At 62.9% G+C, this 18,229-nt stretch carries 16 protein-coding genes; 3 read left to right on the top strand and 13 right to left on the bottom strand.

What is annotated here, in order from left to right; all coding sequences use genetic code 11:
- Nucleotides 1-221: 221 nt before the first annotated feature.
- The 3 genes from QD280_RS01430 (at nucleotide 222) to QD280_RS01420 (ending at nucleotide 2,604) form a co-directional block, all read left to right on the top strand.
- Entirely contained in the window at nucleotides 222-731 is a 510-nt protein-coding gene (locus QD280_RS01430; protein WP_082388802.1) for a RimK/LysX family protein, read from the top strand.
- 197 nt (nucleotides 732-928) lie between these two features.
- Nucleotides 929-1,837, top strand: a complete 909-nt coding sequence (gene rimK / locus QD280_RS01425; RefSeq protein WP_043335225.1) for a 30S ribosomal protein S6--L-glutamate ligase — start codon at nucleotides 929-931, stop codon at nucleotides 1,835-1,837.
- Between the two features lie 308 nt (nucleotides 1,838-2,145).
- Entirely contained in the window at nucleotides 2,146-2,604 is a 459-nt protein-coding gene (locus QD280_RS01420; protein ID WP_043335223.1) for a hypothetical protein, read from the top strand.
- 105 nt (nucleotides 2,605-2,709) lie between these two features.
- Here the strand turns inward: QD280_RS01420 and QD280_RS01415 are convergent, their stop codons facing one another.
- From QD280_RS01415 to hflX, 13 genes are all read right to left on the bottom strand, one after another.
- Nucleotides 2,710-3,642 carry an ElyC/SanA/YdcF family protein gene (locus QD280_RS01415; RefSeq protein ID WP_279838095.1) on the bottom strand — a complete coding sequence of 311 codons (933 nt, stop codon included), beginning with the start codon at nucleotides 3,640-3,642 and terminating at the stop codon, nucleotides 2,710-2,712.
- A gap of 138 nt (nucleotides 3,643-3,780) precedes the next feature.
- Nucleotides 3,781-4,386, bottom strand: coding sequence for a YceI family protein (locus QD280_RS01410; RefSeq protein WP_153635363.1), 606 nt, complete (start codon nucleotides 4,384-4,386; stop codon nucleotides 3,781-3,783).
- Nucleotides 4,387-4,641: 255 nt separating this feature from the next.
- Nucleotides 4,642-5,217: a putative Fe-S cluster assembly protein SufT gene (gene sufT / locus QD280_RS01405; protein WP_043335218.1), complete on the bottom strand. Its 576-nt coding sequence runs from the start codon at nucleotides 5,215-5,217 to the stop codon at nucleotides 4,642-4,644.
- Nucleotides 5,218-5,383: 166 nt separating this feature from the next.
- Nucleotides 5,384-6,628 carry a cysteine desulfurase gene (locus tag QD280_RS01400; RefSeq protein WP_153635361.1) on the bottom strand — a complete coding sequence of 415 codons (1,245 nt, stop codon included), beginning with the start codon at nucleotides 6,626-6,628 and terminating at the stop codon, nucleotides 5,384-5,386.
- A complete protein-coding gene (gene sufD, locus QD280_RS01395; RefSeq protein WP_279838094.1) occupies nucleotides 6,625-8,037 on the bottom strand; it encodes a Fe-S cluster assembly protein SufD in 1,413 nt (470 codons plus the stop codon). Before sufD ends, QD280_RS01400 begins: the two co-directional genes overlap by 4 nt.
- The gene (sufC, locus tag QD280_RS01390) at nucleotides 8,037-8,786 is read right to left on the bottom strand and encodes a Fe-S cluster assembly ATPase SufC (RefSeq protein ID WP_043335213.1); all 750 of its coding nucleotides are present in this window, start codon (nucleotides 8,784-8,786) and stop codon (nucleotides 8,037-8,039) included. The genes sufD and sufC overlap by 1 nt, the downstream gene beginning before the upstream one ends.
- A 74-nt stretch (nucleotides 8,787-8,860) precedes the next feature.
- Nucleotides 8,861-10,303, bottom strand: coding sequence for a Fe-S cluster assembly protein SufB (gene sufB, locus QD280_RS01385; protein WP_054557094.1), 1,443 nt, complete (start codon nucleotides 10,301-10,303; stop codon nucleotides 8,861-8,863).
- 135 nt (nucleotides 10,304-10,438) lie between these two features.
- Complete coding sequence (locus QD280_RS01380) at nucleotides 10,439-10,945, bottom strand: SUF system Fe-S cluster assembly regulator (RefSeq protein ID WP_279838093.1); 507 nt, start codon at nucleotides 10,943-10,945, stop codon at nucleotides 10,439-10,441.
- 406 nt (nucleotides 10,946-11,351) lie between these two features.
- Entirely contained in the window at nucleotides 11,352-12,647 is a 1,296-nt protein-coding gene (locus tag QD280_RS01375) for an adenylosuccinate synthase (protein WP_043335209.1), read from the bottom strand.
- Between the two features lie 188 nt (nucleotides 12,648-12,835).
- On the bottom strand, nucleotides 12,836-14,020 hold the full coding sequence (locus QD280_RS01370) for an ATP phosphoribosyltransferase regulatory subunit (RefSeq protein ID WP_279838092.1): 1,185 nt from the start codon (nucleotides 14,018-14,020) through the stop codon (nucleotides 12,836-12,838).
- 348 nt (nucleotides 14,021-14,368) lie between these two features.
- A complete protein-coding gene (hflC, locus tag QD280_RS01365; RefSeq protein ID WP_043335206.1) occupies nucleotides 14,369-15,250 on the bottom strand; it encodes a protease modulator HflC in 882 nt (293 codons plus the stop codon).
- Nucleotides 15,250-16,470: an FtsH protease activity modulator HflK gene (gene hflK / locus QD280_RS01360; RefSeq protein ID WP_043335204.1), complete on the bottom strand. Its 1,221-nt coding sequence runs from the start codon at nucleotides 16,468-16,470 to the stop codon at nucleotides 15,250-15,252. Before hflK ends, hflC begins: the two co-directional genes overlap by 1 nt.
- A gap of 388 nt (nucleotides 16,471-16,858) precedes the next feature.
- Nucleotides 16,859-18,229, bottom strand: coding sequence for a ribosome rescue GTPase HflX (hflX, locus tag QD280_RS01355; protein ID WP_052384759.1), 1,371 nt, complete (start codon nucleotides 18,227-18,229; stop codon nucleotides 16,859-16,861).

Below are 18,229 nucleotides of genomic sequence, written 5' to 3'. Positions count from 1 at the left end.
GCTGGGCGTTGCCAGCGCCACCGTCATCTCCGATTCGTGAGGCGAAAAAAGAGGCTTCAGCAAGGATTGCTGTCAGTACGTTAAGTGACTATGCTGCGCGCCCGCCTGGCCATTACCCCGCCATGCCGGCAACGCACATTACGCTGTGCCGCGCCTGCCCGGTGTCTTCATGCCGTGAGCCGCTGCCCGCTTCGCTCACGCCCTCTGATTCAGGATGAAACATGTCGCATCACAAGAACACTTCGCGTCATCACATCGACAAGGCACCGCCCCTCGATCTCAAGACACTGAATCATGACCTGCTGGGCTTTCGTCCGCGGGGCGTGGTGGGTCGGCGTGAGCTGATCGAGCTGCCGGAACTCAAGCTGCACCTCAATGCCAAGATCGACACCGGTGCGCATTCCAGTGCGCTGCATGCCGAGAGCATCGAGGTCTTCGAACACAACGATGATCTGTGGGTTCGCTTCATCACCCGAACCGGCGGTAGCGACTCCCCGCCGCATACGGTCGAGACGCCGGTGCATGATCGCCGCCGCGTGCGCTCATCCAATGGTCAGGCCGAATGGCGCTACGCGATTCGCTCGCGCATGAAGCTGGCCGGCCTTGACTACGATATCGACATGACGCTGGTGGACCGCTCCCAGATGCGTCACCCCATTCTGCTGGGGCGCCGTGCCCTGCGTCGCCTGCTGGTCGCACCGGGCGCCGCCTATCTGCATGGCGAACCCTGACGGCACCAGCCAGGCGCGCGGCGGCATGCCTCGGCATCTCGCCTCAAGACGCTGGCCCCGCTGCCATCTGCATCGCGTGACGCCTCGAGACGACAAGGGCTTCACCGGCGAATACCACGCCTCCTGACGGGCATCACGTCAGTCTTCTTCTGATTCATTCCTATCTCTGTCTGGCCCATTCGGCTCCGGAGGATTTCATGCATATCGGTATCCTGTCGCGTAACTCACGCCTCTACTCCACCCGTCGCCTGATCGAGGCCGCCGAGGCACGTGGCCACACCGCGCGCGTGGTGGACACGCTGCGTTGCTACATGAACATCGCCTCGCACCGCCCGTCCATCCATTACAAGGGCGCCGAGATCGAGCACTTCGATGCCGTCGTGCCGCGCATCGGTGCCTCCGTCACCTTCTATGGCTGCGCCGTGCTGCGTCAGTTCGAGATGATGGGCACCTACGTGGTCAATGATTCCGTGGCCATCTCCCGCTCCCGCGACAAGCTGCGCTCCCTGCAGCTGCTGTCACGCAAGGGGCTGGGCCTGCCGGTCACCGGCTTCGCGCATTCGCCGGATGACATCCCTGACCTGATCACCATGGTCAAGGGCGCGCCGCTGGTCATCAAGCTGCTGGAAGGCACCCAGGGCATCGGCGTGGTGCTCGCCGAGACCAACCAGGCCGCCGAGAGCGTGATCCAGGCTTTCATGGGAATGAAAGCCAACATCATGGTGCAGGAATACATCAAGGAAGCGCGTGGCGCCGACATCCGCTGCCTGGTGGTGGGAGACAAGGTGGTGGCGTCCATGAAGCGTCAGGCGGCCGATGGCGAGTTCCGCTCCAACCTGCACCGTGGTGGCACCGCGAGCGAGATCCGCATCACGCCGGAAGAGCGCTCCACCGCCATCCGCGCCGCCAAAGCCATGGGCCTGTCCGTCGCCGGTGTCGACCTGCTGCGCGCCAATCATGGCCCGGTGATAATGGAAGTGAACTCCTCGCCGGGCCTGCAGGGCATCGAGACGGCCACCGGCAAGGACATCGCCGGTCTGATCATCGATCACATCGCCAAGTCCGCCGCGCCGGCCAAGAAGATTCCGCCCAAGCCCAAGGGCTGAGGGCTTGAGCCTTAGGGCTGAAGCCTGAGAGCATTGCGGGCAACGCTTGATCAAGGGTGCAGGTCGTCATGACTGCACCCTTGGCGTCTCTGGGTCAGATGGCCGCGCGTGCACAAGCGTGAGCGTTGGAAACAGGGCAAGGCCAGCGTCTGGAAGGCAACGATAATCGTCACCAGAACGTCATTGTATTGTCGTAAACTGCAGGGATTGACAGTGCGGGAATAAATATCCTGACTTTCTGCCCTTCAGGGGTAGAAAAACACTGTTTTCACCCGCACAATCTCTTCTGACGGAGGAGGTGACCGCCCATGTTTCTCGACAATCGCCAGGTGGCGATGGATAGCGTCCAGGAAGCCCTGGCAGACAGTCTTGATTATTTCGAGGATAATGCCGAACGGCTGCGTCCCGCGCTCCTGAAGGCCTTCGAGCCCTTCTATGCGAGCCGTGTCGAGCTCAAACAGGCCCTGGAAGTCGAGACACGCAAGCATCTGAGCCTGATGCCGCGCGACGCCGATGTCGAGCGCGATGACTACATGTGGCTGTGGAGTCGCCTGAAGAGCATCGTCGGCAATGACAATCAGGTGCTGATCAACGAGCTGCTCGAACAGGAACGCGTCCTGATGCAGGCCTGCTCGACTGCCTTCACGCATCCGCTGCCTGACAGCATGGAAAAGGTACTGGAAGGCATCTTCCACAACTGCCGCCATCTGATCCGCGAGCTGTACCGTCACCAGACAGGTCAGGCCGCCCGCCGCCGCGCCGGCTAGCCACCTGCCCGCCGCCAAGCCGTGAACGCAAGACGCCCCGCCTTCCAAAGGAAGTGCGGGGCGTCTTCGTGTTGACCCTGTGCGTCAGACGAGACCAATACGCGGCTAGTTCGTATCAGACCTGACAGGCAGCCACTGGAGCAATGCCTGCTTCACCCCGGGCAGACTGGCCAGCAGGCTTGCCTGCGCCTGACGCGCGAGGGCATGCGGTTCCGGCGTGTCGGCAGCGCTCTCTTCATCCGTCACATCCACTTCATCCGCCACATCACGACTGACAGCGGCCTGCTGCCCTGCTCCGGCTGTCACGGAGTCCTCCCGCGGCGACATCACGTGCTTGTCTGAGGAGTGAGATGATGAGGGATGCGAAGATGAGTGCGATGACAACACCGGCGTCGGCAGCGACTCCTGCGGTCCGAGGAAGCGCGGCTTGCGCCCCCACAGGTAGAGATCACCCACTGTCGCCGCACGGGCCAGCCACTCGCGCAGCATCAGCTTGAGCCCCGGCGGCTGGCGCTCGGAGATGGCCGGACAGCCCACAGCCTCCAGGCCCAGTGCATCGGCGATGAACAGCGCACGCGGCAGGTGCCACGGCTGGGTGACCAGCACCGCCTCGTCGACACCGAAGACCTTGTGCGCTCGTACGAGGGTATCGAAGGTGGAGAAGCCCGCGTAATCGAGCGTCATGAACTCCTGCGGCACGTTACGTGCTCGCAGGTCACGCCACATGGTCATCGGCTCATTGTAGTAACGCGTACGGTTGTCTCCCGAGAGCAGCAGGTTGGAGACGCGGCGCAGGCGGTAGAGCTGGGCGGCGGTATCAAGGCGTGCCTGATAGTGTGGATTGCTGCCCCCGCCCACCAGGCCGTGGGAGGTGCCGAACACGATCCCCACCGCACGGCTCTGACAGGTCAGCGGTGACGTGGCAATGCGGTCGTGCGTTGCCATCACGACCCAGAGGTTGAGCCCGACCACCGTCATTGCCCCGGCGGCCAGCAGACCGACGATGGTCCAGCCAGCCCGCATGATCACTCGCTGCATCTCTTCCTCACGCCCATCCCTGCCTGTCTTTCCTGCCGCTACCGTCACATCGTGCAGGCATGAGCGCCCAGCCTACCCAAGCGGCCGAGGCTCTGCCAGCACTGACTGTTCTCCGGCCACGCATGCGGGTGACTCCGCTCAGTCTTCCTGCACCATCACGGCCTTGACGTTGACTGGCACCTGGGTCGCGATGTTGCCAAGCCCGGCCAGGTCACGCAGGGTGCGAATGCCATCGACCAGCGCGAACTGCTCAGCATCGACCATCACAGGCGTGAGGGTCTGCACCAGCCAGCGATCGCCGCGCAGGCGCGTCACCTGCAGGCTCATCGGCAGGTTCTGGGTGTTGTCGTGCAGCGTCAGCTGACCTTCGACATCCACCTTCTGAGTGTCGCCAGGCTCCATTACCTTGAGGGTCGGCATGTCGAGACTGGCGGTCATCACGGCCAACGGATAGGTGCCGGACTCGAACAGCTTCTCGCTGACGCGCTGGTCACGAATGTCGATACCGGTACTGGCGGAGTCGAGGTCGATCTCCACCGACAGCTGACCGGCGTCATTGACGCGCGCACGCCAGGAGGTGAAAGCATCCGTCTCGACGGTGCTGGCGCCCGACTTGGCCATCTTGGTGGTCTGGAAGCTCAGCTGTGACACATCGCCATCCAGCTTCCAGGCGGCCTGCGCGCTGGCAGCGGTGCTCAGGATCAGGGTGGCGGTCAGGGTGCGCAGCGCAGTCTGGAATCGCATTGGGGAGTCTTCCTTGAGGCAGGTGATACGGGAAACCGTCAAACGGACGTGCCGACGCGGCCCGAGGCAGCAACTTGCCCGGACGCTCAGCAACGTGAATTGGATAGCCGGATGGACGAGAGGTTCCCGCCCATCCGGTTGCGTTTGCTGCATCTCACCCAAGTGTTACTGCGACTGACGGCCATGAAAGGCCTCCAGGGAGCCGCAGACAATAAAGGGCGACAACAGCAGACGACAAAGGCGCGCTGATGATGCTCAGAACATGCCCAGTTCCAGGCGGGCATCCTCACTCATCATCTCGCGCGACCAGGCAGGCGAGAACACGATCTCGACGTGGACCTTGGAGACATCCTCGGCGCCGAGAATCTTGCGCTTGGCGTCCTCGGCGATGACGTTGCCCATGCCGCAGCCCGGCGCGGTCAACGTCATCTTGAGATTGACCATCTTCTCGCCGCTGATCAGGGTATCGATACGACAGCCATAGACCAGCCCCAGCTCGACGATGTCGACCGGGATCTCGGGGTCGAAGCAGGTGCGCAGCTGGGCCCAGACGAAGGCCTCGATGTCGGCATCGCTCTGGCCGGCCGGCAGATGCGGACGCGGCACGGCGTCCAGCCCCAGCGCATCGAGGCTGAAGCTCTCGATCAGGTACATGCGACCCTCGAAGGCAACGCTGACGGTGCCGCCCTTGGCCTGCATGACTTCGACCACCGAGTCCTCGTGCAGGGTCACCGACTTGCCGAACGGTACCGAGATGCCCTCCACGTCCCGCTGCAACGGCATCTTCTGGCCCTTGCCGAGGCTGGCCAGCTGGTCTTCAGTGTGGCTCATGCCCTCTCCTTGCCGAGCCGCATGACAGGCATGCGGCTCGTGAATTCTGTTGGTTCACTCAAGACGTGCGGGTGACAACATCCCCTGGGAAGGGCCGATACCAATGAGGCCCGCCATGCGCGAGCCTCATTGATCAGCGCCCGTCAGGGCCACCGCAGGGTGGTGCTCAGCGCACCATGGTCAGCACACGCTGCAGGGCATCGACGAACATGTCGATCTCTTCCGGCGTGTTGTAGGCCGCGAAGGAAGCCCGACAGGTGGCGTCGACACCGAAGCGACGCAGCACCGGCTGCGCGCAGTGGTGGCCGGTACGGATGGCGACCCCCAGCTGGTCGATCAGCAGACCGATATCCTGGGCGTGGGCACCATCGACCACGAAGGAGATCGCGCCCGCCTTGTCAGGCGAGTTGCCGATGATGCGCAGGCCGTCCACTTCGCGCATGCGCTCGCTGGCATGGCGCATCAGCTGCTGTTCCCAGCGCGTGATCAGCGCCATGTGGGTGCAGTCCAGCCAGTCGATGGCCTTGCCCAGTCCGATGACCTCGGCGATGGGCGGCGTGCCGGCCTCGAACTTGTGCGGCAGGTCCGCGAACAGGGTGCCATTCTCGAACGACACCGTGCGGATCATCTCACCACCACCCTGCCACGGCGGCATCGCCTCCAGCAGCGCTTCCTTGCCGTAGAGCACACCGATGCCGGTCGGGCCGTACATCTTGTGGCCCGAGAAGACATAGAAGTCAGCATCGATCTCGCGCACATCGACCTGCTGATGCGGTACCGCCTGGGCACCATCGACCAGAATCAGCGCGTCGTGAGCGTGTGCCAGCGTCGCCATCTCGGCCACCGGGTTGATGCTGCCCAGGGCGTTGGAGACCTGATTGACGCAGACCAGGCGCGTCTTCTCGCCCAGTAGGTCGCGGTAGGCCGCCATGTCGAGCACACCATCGTCGTCACACGGGATGACCTTGATGACGATATCGAGACGCTCGGCCAGAAGCTGCCACGGCACGATGTTGGCATGATGCTCCATCACCGAGATCAGCACTTCATCACCGGCGTTCAGCCAGTTGGCCCCCCAGCTGTTGGCGACCAGATTGATCGCCTCGGTGGTGCCACGCGTGAAGATGACTTCCCGCGTCAGACGCGCATTGATGAAGCTGCGCACTTTCTCACGCGTGCCTTCGAAGGCCGCCGTCGCCTCATCCGCCAGGGTATGCAGGCCGCGGTGGATGTTGGCATTGGTCTTGCGGTAGTAGTCGCTCATCGCGTCGATGACGGCGGTCGGCGTCTGGCTGGTGGCGGCGCTGTCCAGATAGATCAGCGGCACATCACCATGTACGCGACGCTCGAGGATCGGAAAATCCTCGCGTACCCGCACGACGTCGAGCATCAGGTTGTCGAGTGCGCTCATGCAAAGTCCTCATCACGTGCCACCGCCACGGCGCCACCGCCCAGCTCGACGCTGAGATCGACCAGCTCATCGAGGTGGAAGCGTGACGGCAGGCGTCCCGCGACACTGCGCTCGATGCGCTCGGCGATGGCGTCGATGCCCAGACCGGTCATGACTTCGTTGGCGAAGGCCAGGGTCAAAAGGCCACGGGCGGTCTGCTCATCGATGCCACGGGCGCGCAGCGCGAACACGGCGGTCTCGTCGAGCTGGCCGGTCGTGGTGCCGTGGGAGCACTTGACGTCGTCGGCGTAGATCTCGAGTTCCGGCTTGGTGTTGATCTCGGCGCGGTCCGACAGCAGCAGGTTGGCGTTGTTCTGATGCGCCTCGATCTGCTGACTGTCGCGCTTGACCAGCACGCGGCCATTGAAGACGCCGCGGGCACGGTCGGCCAGGATGCCCTTGTAGTTCTCGTCGGAGAACGTCAGCGCCTCGTTGTGATTGACCAGCGAGTGGGTGTCCACGTGCTGGCGATCACGACCGAAGAACAGGCCATCGAGGCGTGCATGGGCGTTGTTGCCGTTCAGGTCGCAGACGATATCGTTGCGCACCAGACCACCACCGGTGTTCAGATTGATGGAACGATACTGGCTGTCACGCGGCTGCTCGACCTGCAGCGAGGCGATATGCGTCTCGCCGGTGGCGGCTTCGCCCAGCTTGTAGTGATTGAGCACGGCGCCGCGCTCCAGCATCACTTCGCTGACCATGTTGGTGAAGTTGGTCGCGCCGCTTTCACCGATGTGATGCTCGATCACGCTGGCTTCGGCGCGGCTGCCCAGCTGCACCAGCAGACGCGGGTGGCTCATGGTCACGGGCTGGCCTTCGACGGCGGCACGCGACAGGAACAGCACGTAGACCGGCTTGTCGAGCACCGTGCGCGGGCCGACCTGAATCACCGCACCCTCTTCGGTGAAGGCGGAGTTCAGCGCCACGAACGGCGTGAAATCGATGCCGGTCAGGCGGTTCAGCGAGCCACCGATGACTTCCGGCTGATTGACGATGGCGTCAGACAGCGGCACGACACGCACGGTGTCGGGCAGGTCTGCCACATCGGACAGCTCGGCATTGTAGAGGCCATCGACGAACACCAGACGGTAGGCGTCGACGTCGAGAGCCAGCGCATCCTTCACGGCCGGCGCGAGGCTTGCATCGTCGGCAAGACGATATTGCTGACGACCCAGTGCCTGGGTGTCGGTGTACTTCCAGGCCTCGACCTTGCGGGTCGGCAGGCCGAGGGCTTCAAAGCGGGCGATGCCGGCCTGACGGCGGGCGGCCATCCAGCTCGGATCAGCCGCAAAGCGGGCCTTGCGGGCAGCGAATTCGCTGGCGAAGGCTTCGCTGCCGGGGACGGACGCGGTAGCAAGTGCTGTCATTACGCGGTTTCCTCCTGCAGCCAGTCATAGCCCTGGGCTTCGAGTTCGAGTGCCAGCGACTTGTCGCCGGACTTGACGATGCGGCCATCCATCAGCACGTGGATCTGGTCCGGCACGATGTGCTCGAGCAGACGCTGGTAGTGGGTGACCATCAGCACGGCGCGGTCTTCGTTGCGCAGCGAGTTGACACCCTTGGCGACGACCTTGAGGGCATCGATGTCGAGGCCGGAGTCGATCTCGTCGAGCATGGCGAGCTTCGGTTCCAGCACCAGCATCTGCAGGATCTCGTTGCGCTTCTTCTCGCCGCCGGAGAAGCCTTCGTTGACGGCGCGCTGCAGGAAGCTGGCGTCCATCTGCATGAAGGCCAGTTTCTCGCGGATCAGCTTCATGAATTCCGGGGCCGGAATCTCGCCCAGGCCTTCGGCTTCACGCTTGGCATTCAGCGCCGCCTTGAGCAGGTAGACGTTCTTGACCCCCGGGATTTCCACCGGGTACTGGAAGCCCAGCAGCATGCCGGCACGCGCACGCTCTTCGACTTCCATCTCCAGCACATCCTCACCTTCATAGGTAATGGTGCCCGAGGTCACTTCATAGCCGTCCTTGCCGGCGATCACGGAAGACAGCGTGGACTTGCCTGCGCCGTTCGGGCCCATGATGGCGTGGACTTCACCCTTGTTGATGGTCAGATCGAGACCCTTGAGGATTTCCTTGCCTTCCACCGAAACGTGCAGATCTTTGACTACGAGCATGTTGATACCTTTTGCTGACAGGCCGCCCGCGAGCGGCCCTCAAGAATGGGGTGAATGCGAAAGGGACGGCGGGATCAGCCGACGGCGCCTTCAAGGGTGACGTTGAGCAGCGCCTCGGCCTCGACGGCGAACTCCATCGGCAGCTCCTGGAAGACGTCCTTGCAGAAGCCATTGACGATCATGTTGACCGCATCTTCCTCGCTGATGCCGCGCTGACGGCAGTAGAACAGCTGATCTTCGCCGATCTTGGAGGTCGTCGCCTCGTGCTCGACGGTGGCCGTCGCGTTGCCGATTTCCTGATACGGGAAGGTGTGCGCGCCACAGCGGTCGCCGATCAACAGCGAGTCACACTGGGTGAAGTTGCGCGCGCCCTTGGCCCGCGGGCCGATCTTGACCAGACCACGATAGGACTGCTCGGAATTACCGGCCGAGATGCCCTTGGAGACGATGGTGGACTTGGTGCCCTCACCGATGTGGATCATCTTGGTCCCGGTGTCCGCCTGCTGACGGCCATTGGTGACGGCGACGGAGTAGAACTCCCCGACACTGTCCTTGCCACGCAGGATGCATGACGGGTACTTCCAGGTGATCGCGGAGCCGGTCTCGACCTGGGTCCAGGAGACCTTGGAGCGGTCACCACGGCAGTCGGCACGCTTGGTGACGAAGTTGTAGATGCCGCCCTTGCCATCTTCATCGCCCGGATACCAGTTCTGGACGGTGGAGTACTTGATGTAGGCGTCTTCCAGTGCCACCAGCTCGACCACGGCGGCGTGCAGCTGGTTGTCATCACGCTGCGGCGCGGTACAGCCCTCCAGATACGAGACCTGAGCCTGCTTCTCGCAGATGATCAGGGTGCGCTCGAACTGGCCGGTGTTGGCGGCGTTGATGCGGAAGTAGGTGGAAAGCTCCATCGGGCAGGTGACGCCTTCCGGCACGAACACGAAGGAGCCATCGGTGAAGACGGCCGCGTTCAGCGCGGTGAAGTAGTTGTCTGCCTTGGGCACCACGGTACCGAGATACTGCTTGATCAGCTCCGGGTAGTCCTGGATGGCTTCCGAGATGGAGCAGAAGATGACGCCCGCCTCGGACAGCTCCTTCTTGAAGGTGGTGGTCACGGACACGGAGTCGAAGACCGCGTCGACCGCGACACCCGCCAGTGCGGCACGCTCGTGCAGCGGGATACCCAGCTTCTCGTAGGTCTCGAGCAGCTTGGGGTCGACCTCGTCCAGACTCTGCGGGCGGTCTTCCGGCTTCTTCGGCGCGCTGAAGTAGGAAATCGCCTGGTAGTCGATCTCCGGATAATCCAGGTGGGCCCAGGACGGCGCCTTCATCTTCAGCCACTGCTGATACGCATCCAGACGCCACTCCAGCATCCACTCCGGCTCACCCTTCTTGGCCGAGATGAAGCGAATCACGCTTTCATCCAGTCCCGGCGGAATGGTGTCGCTCTCGATATCGGTCACGAAGCCCTGCTTGTACTCGCGCTGTACAAGCTGCTCCATCTCCTGGCTCGCCATGCTGGTCTCCTCTCCCGGAGAGCTCCGGGTCTGTTCAGATGCCTGATCACCCCGCCCGAATCGCAGCGAAGTTCGAATGTTCGTGTTGCCACGGCGACATGTGTCGCGCGGCAATGGATTCAGCGTTTGCCGGTTCTAGCGTTTGCCAGTGCCGTTGGTTGCCGTGGCCATGGGGGGCGGCTCGTCATCCCCGTACAGGCTGATGGCCTGAATCGGCAGTTGCACCGGCATGCGCAGTGGCGCGGATGACGCCAGATGCGCCAGTGTCACGCTGCCCAGCAGCTCACTGATGGCGTACGAGACGCGCTGCCAGTTGTCGGCCACCCCGCAGGTGTTGACCAGCTCGCAATCGCCGTCGGCGTGACTGCACTCGGTCACGGCCACCGGACCTTCGATGGCGCTGATGATGTCGCTGGCCGTGATCTGGCTGGCCGGGCGTGCCAGGCGATAACCGCCCAGCGCACCGCGCCGCGACTCAAGCAGCCCTGCCCGCACCAGCGCCTTGAGCGTCTTGCTCACGGTGGGATGCGGCAGCTGCACGCTTTCGGCCAGATCGATCGCCGCATGGGCCGAGTCCGGCTCGCGGGCGATGCGCGCCATCACGACAGCGGCATAATCGGTCATCTTGGAAAGCTTCAGCATGCTGGCCTCCACCACGGGAAGATTAATTGGGGACCATTTTAGTCCTGTATCAGAACGATGTGAAGCGGGGACCCCACCGAAAACGTCGAATTGCGACCTGGGCAACCAGTTTGCCGACAAGATAGCCGCCGATCACAACAAAAATAACAATCATTCCCATTTAAAATATCTACCAGCCACGCCCGAAGCCCCAGGCGCTTCCCGTGCGCAGCGAGAGATCGATGACGGCCGCCCCCTCCCCTGCAACGCAAGCCCTCTCTAAAGACCCCCACTTCTCAAGCCCCTCTCCATCTCCACAACTCCACAACTCCACAACGCAAGACACCCCGCCGGGAGAATCCCGACGGGGTGTCTTGGTCACGCCATCATGCCGTCATGCAAGGCTCATCGGAGCCATGCGTGATGATCAGCCGTGGAACGGGTTGCGCAGCACGATGGTCTCGTTGCGGTCCGGGCCAGTGGAGATGATGTCGATCGGCACGCCGACCTGCTCTTCCAGGAAGCTGATGTAAGCGCGGGCGTTGGCCGGCAGCTTGTCGACTTCGCGCACGCCGATGGTGGAATCGCTCCAGCCCGGCAGGTCCTGGTACAGCGGTTCGATGGCTTCGTAGCCTTCGGAATCCACCGGGTTGTCCAGCACGTCGCCATCCTTGCTGCGATAGCCGATGCAGACACGGATGTTCTCGAGACCGTCCAGCACGTCCAGCTTGGTCAGGCAGATGCCGCTGACCGAGTTGATCTGCACGGCGTGACGCAGAGCGACGGCATCGAACCAACCACAACGACGCGCACGACCGGTGGTGGCACCGAATTCGTGGCCACGCTCGGCCAGGTGACGACCGAACTCATCGAACAGCTCGGTCGGGAACGGGCCGGAGCCGACACGCGTGGTGTAGGCCTTGGTGATGCCCAGCACGTAGTCGAGATACAGCGGGCCGACGCCGGAACCGGTGGCGGTGCCGCCGGCAGTGGTGTTGGAGCTGGTGACGTACGGGTAGGTACCGTGGTCGATGTCGAGCAGTGAGCCCTGAGCACCTTCGAAGAGGATATTCTCGTTGGCCTTGCGCACGGAGTGGACCAGATCCACGGTGTCGCAGACCATCGGGCGCAGCTCTTCGGCCATTTCCATGGCTTCGTCCAGCACCTGCTGGAAATCGACCGGCGCTTCACCGTGATAGTGCTGCAGCACGAAGTTGTGGTAATCCAGCACTTCGCCCAGCTTGGAGGCGAAACGCTCACGGTGGAGCATGTCACCCAGACGCAGGCCACGACGCGCGACCTTGTCTTCGTAGGCCGGACCGATGCCGCGACCGGTAGTGCCGATCTTGGCGACGCCACGGGCCTTCTCGCGCGCCTGGTCCAGACGCACGTGGTAGGACAGGATCAGCGGGCAGGCCGGCGACAGACGCAGGCGATCACGCACCGGCACGTCGTTGGCTTCAAGCTCACGGATTTCCTTGATCAGCGCTTCCGGAGACAGCACGACACCGTTGCCGATGACGCAGGTCTTGCCCGGGTGGAGGATGCCGGACGGGATCAGGTGGAGGACGGTCTTCTTGCCGTCCAGCACCAGGGTGTGACCCGCGTTGTGGCCACCTTGGAAACGCACGACGGCGCTGGCGGATTCGGTCAGCAGGTCGACGACCTTGCCCTTGCCTTCATCACCCCATTGGGTGCCGAGCACGACTACATTCTTGCCCATGGTTCCTATCTCTTTCGGTGAATAACCGTCGGTGAAAACCCACTCACAAGTGCAGCTGCCCTGTCGGCAGCTGCACCTCGGGACCCAGTGGCCCCAGCTGTTCTGCTATCTGTCACTCGCTGCCATCGCTCTCGGATCACCGAAGCTCAACCCTTCAAGCTCAGGCATCTAGGCTAAGTCATACAAGCTCAGTCATCGAGTGTGACGACCTGCCAGCCGCCGTCGCCATTGACCAGCTCACGGTTGCAACGGTGTGCATCCGCGCCGGTGGTCTGGCCCGGCAGCGCTTCGATGACACGCTCGCCAGCGGCACGCAGCTGATCGACACACTCACGCAGCGCGCTGTCGTTGAGTGCCGGCGCCCAGATGCCGTCGCAGGCCGGAGCCTGCACGGCCAGCGAGGCCAGCTGCTTGAGGTCCATCGAGAAGCCGGTGGCAGGACGCGCACGACCGAAGGCACGTCCAGTATCGTCGTAGCGCCCCCCCTTGGCCAGCGCCTGACCGTAACCCGGGACGTAGGCCGCGAACACCATGCCGGTGTGATACTCGTAACCGCGCAGTTCGGCGAGATCGAAATAGAGCGTGACCTGCGGATGACGCTCGCGGACCGCGCAGCTCAGCGCCGTCAGCTGATCCAGAGCGCTGGCGACTGCCGCCGGTGCGCCGGCGAAGGCGGTACGCGCCTGGGCAAGAATCTCGTCATCACCGTGCAGGTGCGGCAGCGCCTTGAGCATGCCCGCCACTACCTTGTCACCCACCACGCGATCGATCAATGCATCGAGAGCGGAATACTGTTTACGCTCGATGGCGGCGAACAGCTCACGCTCGTGCTCGTCATTCATGCCGGCTTCGGCGATCAAGGCACGGTAGATGCCGATATGACCCAGTGCCAGGTGCAATTCACCGGCACCGGCCTGCTCGAGACTGGTCAGGGCCAGGTGCAGGATCTCGTGGTCGGCCTCGAGGCCGGCGTGACCGAAGAGCTCAGCACCGACCTGCACCGGGCTGCGACCGCCCTGGTGCTTGTCCGCCTTGGTGCGCAGCACGTTGGCGCAGTAGCACAGACGTACCGGGCCTTCGCGGTGCAGGGAGTGAGCATCCATGCGCGCCACCTGCGGGGTGACGTCGGCGCTGGCGCCCATCATGCGACCGGTCATCTGGTCGGTCAGCTTGAAGGTCTGCAGATCAAGCTCGGTACCGGTGCCGGTCAGCAGCGAATCGAGAAATTCGACGGGCGGCGGCAGCACCAGGTCATAGCCGAAGCGATGATAGAGGTCGAGCAGCGCGCGGCGCAGCGCCTCCATACGGGTTGCCTGAGGGGGCAATACCTCATCCATGCCATCCGGGAGGAGCCAGCGATCTGCGATGGTCATTGCGCTATCCTGCGAGAGATTTATGACAAGGGGTGACTCGTGACGCGAGGAAATGCACCCGGCTGGCGTGCGTGACGAACGCGACGCCTGCGGGGGATTTCACAGCAGCCGACCGAGACCCGTGAAGCAAGGTCCTGCTCGACGCTTTCCTGTCGGCCTTGCGCCTGTGCATGAAAAGCGGCCACAAAAAAACCGGGCGGTGCCCGGTTGCAGGAGTCTAGCATGAATCCTTGTGGGATGAACCCCGCGAACCTCTCGAGCGAGGTTCATCCACTGCGCGGCCTCTGATGCTGCCAGAGGCCGCGCGCAACATCCCCGAAGGCGAGCCTTCGGGCTGAGTGATGCTGCTTACTTGCTACCACCCTGCGGGTCCTTGAAGAAGCGGAAGAACTCGCTGTCCGGCTGCATGACCATCATGTTGCCATCGCCCTTGAAGCTGTCGCGATAGGCCTGCAGTGAGCGGTAGAAGCGGAAGAACTCGGTATCCGCCCCGTAGGCACCGGCATAGATGGCGGCGGCGGAGGCATCGCCCTCACCGCGCAGGGTCTGCGCCTGTTCTTCGGCCTGCGCGAGCAGTACGGAACGACGACGATCGGCATTGGCCTGGATCTTCTCGGCCTGCTCCTGACCCTGGGCACGATACTCACGTGCCTCACGCTGACGCTCGGTCTTCATGCGCTCGTAGACCGCCTGGGAGACTTCGTCCGGCAGGTCGATACGCTTGACGCGGATATCGAGAATCGACACCCCCAGTTCCTTGCGCATCACCTCGTCGAGCTCTTCGGTGGGCTTCTTCATCAGCGCGTCACGCTGCTCGGAGATGATCTGCACCAGCTCGAGCTTGCCGAACTCGTTACGCAGACTCTCGTCGACACGCGGCGCGATCAGGCGCTCGGCCATCTGCTCGTCGCCGGAGGTCGCTTCGTAGTAGCGCTTCGGATCGACGATCTTCCACTTGACGAAGGAGTCGACGATGACGGCCTTCTTCTCGCGGGTCAGATAACGGCTTGCCTGGGCATCCAGCGTCAACACGCGCGTATCGAAGGTACGGATCGTGTTGTAGACCGGCAGCTTGAAGTGCAGGCCGGGCTGGATGTTGTCTTCCACCACTTCACCAAACTTGAGCTTGATGGCGCGCTGGGTCTCATCAACCGTGTAGAGGCTGTTGCTACCAAGCCAGGCCACTACGGCCAGACCGGCGACGGCCATCAGTGAGCGATTGTTGATCATTAACGACCCTCCCGACGGATGCTGTTGCTGCTGTCAGTGCTCTGGCTGCGGCTCAGGGCATCACTCGCCTGTCGGGACACACGGTCCAGCTCGCTACGACTCATGCCACTGCTGTCTTCAGCGGCAGCACTGGACTTGTTGGCCAGCTTGTCCAACGGCAGGTACATGAGAGAATTGCCGTTCTCGACATCCACCAGCACCTTGTTGGTCTTGCCGAGCACTTCGCCCATGGTTTCCAGATACATGCGCTCGCGGATGATTTCCGGCGCCTTCTGGTACTCGGTCAGCAGGGACGTGAAGCGGTTGGCTTCACCCTGGGACTTCGCGACCACGGACTCCTTGTAACCCTCGGCTTCCTCGATGATGCGCTGCGCCTGACCCTGGGCTTCCGGGAGAATCGAGTTTTCGTAGGCCAGTGCCTGGTTGATCGTGCGCTGACGATCCTCACGCGCCTTGATGACGTCATCGAAGGAATCCTGGACCGCTGCCGGCGCAGAGGTGGACTCGACGTTGATGGTCTGCAGCGTCAGGCCGACACCGTAGTTGTCCAGATAGGACTGCAGGCGCGACTTGACGTTGCTGGCCAGCAGTTCACGACCGGAGGTCAGGATGTCGTTCATGTCGGCACTGCCGACTTCATGACGCAGCGCAGAGTCCATGGCGTTTTCGAGACTGATCTCGGGCGCACGGACGTTGAGCAGGAAGTCACGCGGGTTGGACACCTGATACTGCACGGACATCTGGACTTCGACGATGTTCTCGTCCTGGGTCAGCATCGACTTGGTCTGGGAGAGCGAACGCACCTTGGTGACGTTGACCTCACGCACATCGTCGATGATCGGAGGATTCCAGTGCAGGCCCGGACCGACGATGTCGTTGTACTTGCCGAAACGCAGCACGACGCCACGCTCTGACTGATCGACCAGATAGAAACCGGAAGCCGCCCAGATGGCGACTAGGATGACGCCGATGATACCCGGCAGTGCGAAGGCATTGGTGCTGCCACCGTTGCCGCCATTGCCACCGGCACCGCCACGACGCTTGCGGCCATTGCCGAGCATGCCGTTGAGCTTATCCTGGAATTTCTTCAGCGCTTCGTCGAGGTCGGGCGGTCCACCATTGCCACCGCCGTTACCCCCGCCCCCCTTCTTGTCCCCGTTGCGACCACCGCCGCTCCACGGGTCATGCTGGTTGCCGCCACCCGGCTCATTCCAAGCCATACGTCGTCTCCACTCAGTCGATGTTCCGCTCGTCATTATGATGACGCCGCCCTGCCAGCTGCGACCGGTTCCGTGCCTTGAGCCTGATGGCCTCCGGCGACCGGTTCTCTCGTACGGCATGGCGACGCGTCCCTTGCGGGAGAAGGCCATGGCCCTGCCCGACGGCCATCGTCCGTCGGACGGCATCCAGCCAATCCTGCTGAATGCCCGCTGCTCTGACGCGCAGGGCATGCCCTGCGCGAGGGCATCCATCGTCATTCGTGCGCGGCGATGGATGCCGGGTAGTGCTTGCCACTGCGTTGCGACAACGGTGCGATGCTGCGTCGTTCGCCACTTATCATCGAGCTGCTGCGCAGCGCACCGGCACAAGTCTCGTTACCAGACGGTATCAGGACTTGTGCGTGACCGACACGCGATGCTTTTCCGCGCGTTCGGCGGACAGCTCACGCTGCCAGGCTTCGCGGTCGTCATGTTCACCGCCGAGATAATCTTCAGGCGATTCACCAAGATGCGACAACAACTGCAGAAAATCGCGTTTCTCGAGACGAATGTCCAGCAGCGCATTGCCCTGCTCGTCATATTGCTCGTCCTTGACCGCGTCCAGCTCATGCAGGCCTGCCCGCAGACGGGACTTCGCAGGCCCCAGCGTCAGCTGCATGGAGATGACGTTGTCGGACAGCAGCTCGGCGAAGGCCTGCATCAGCAGATCCAGCCCCTTGCCGTCGCGTGCCGACAGCCACACCGCCAGCGGACGACCGAAGCCATCACGCTCGATGCGCGGCGCCATGTCGAGTCGGTCGATCTTGTTCATGACCAACAGACGCGGCACATCACCGGCATCGATCTCGCTCAGGACGTGATTGACCTGCTCGGTATTGCGGTCATTCTCCGGGTCTGCGGCGTCGATGACATGTACCAGCAGATCCGCTTCCGCCGCTTCCTGCAGGGTCGCCTGGAAGGCTTCCACCAGCTTGTGCGGCAGATGACGAATGAAGCCGACGGTATCGGCAAGGACTGCCGGACCGACATCCTCGAGCTCCAGACGACGCAGCGTCGGGTCCAGCGTCGCGAAAAGCTGATCGGCGGCGTACACCTCGGAGGTGGTCAGCGCGTTGAACAGCGTCGACTTGCCGGCGTTGGTATAGCCGACCAGCGACAGGCTCGGAATCTCGGCACGCGCACGGGCACGGCGGTTCTGATCGCGCTGCTTGTGCACCTTCTCGAGTCGCTTGTGGATCGACTTGATACGGGCGCGCAACAGGCGACGGTCAGTCTCGAGCTGGGTTTCCCCCGGGCCTCGCAGACCGATACCGCCTTTCTGACGCTCAAGGTGGGTCCAACCCCGCACCAGGCGGGTGGACATGTACTCGAGCTGTGCGAGTTCCACCTGCAGCTTGCCCTCATGGGTCCGCGCACGCTGGGCAAAGATGTCGAGAATCAGACCGGTACGGTCGATGACGCGACACTTGAGCGTGGCTTCGAGGTTACGCTGCTGGGAAGGACTCAATGAATGGTTGAAAATGACCAGCTCGGCTTCGTGCACGGCCAGGGCCTCTTGCACTTCCTCAAGCTTGCCTTCTCCGATGAACGTACGGGAGTCGGGGCGGGGCCGGCTACCCTCGATGAGGGTCGCCGGCACGGCGCCTGCCGAACGTACGAGTTCGAGGAGCTCACCGGCATCCTCGCGTTCTTTTTCGTCCCGGAAATTGACATGCACCAGGACGGCCGTTTCACCGGCTTCGGGTCGTTCGAAGAACAA

It is taken from the genome of Cobetia sp. 1AS1 (genome assembly GCF_029846435.1).
GTDB lineage: Bacteria > Pseudomonadota > Gammaproteobacteria > Pseudomonadales > Halomonadaceae > Cobetia > Cobetia amphilecti.
This window is presented reverse-complemented; position numbering and strand designations above follow the sequence as displayed.